The organism is Bradyrhizobium sp. NBAIM08 (assembly GCF_020193935.1).
GTDB lineage: Bacteria > Pseudomonadota > Alphaproteobacteria > Rhizobiales > Xanthobacteraceae > Bradyrhizobium > Bradyrhizobium yuanmingense.
The window spans coordinates 1-429 of record NZ_JADYVR010000574.1 but is presented as its reverse complement, the minus strand read 5'-3'; the positions used below and the strand labels follow the sequence as shown (position 1 = coordinate 429).

General features: G+C 63.4%; 1 pseudogene. It reads right to left on the bottom strand.

The features are described 5' to 3' along the window. A pseudogene (locus I6F37_RS41020) lies at positions 1-429 on the bottom strand (isocitrate lyase); the annotation flags it as partial.

The following is a 429-nucleotide window of genomic DNA, read 5'->3' as shown; positions in this document are numbered from 1 at the left end:
GCTGCAGCTCGGAATAGGCCGCCATGCCGCGGTCGCGGTAGCCGGAGGCCAGTTCGAACATGCCGTTGTTCAGGCTGTGGAACCCGGCCAGGGTCACGAACTGGAACTTGTAGCCCATGGCCCCCAGCTCGCGCTGGAACTTGGCGATGGTGTCCTTGTCCAGCTTGGCTTCCCAGTTGAACGACGGCGAGCAGTTGTAGGCCATCAGCTTACCCGGGTGCTCTTTCTGGATCGCCTCGGCGAACTTCTTCGCGTCGTCCAGATCGGGGTGGGAGGTTTCCCACCACAACAGGTCGGCGATGTTGGCGTAGCTCAGGCCGCGCGCGATGCAGTGATCGAGGCCCGTGCCTTCCTTCAGGCGGAAGAAGCCTTCCGGCGTACGGTTCTCGCGGTCGATGAAGGGCTGGTCGCGCTCATCGATGTCGGAGG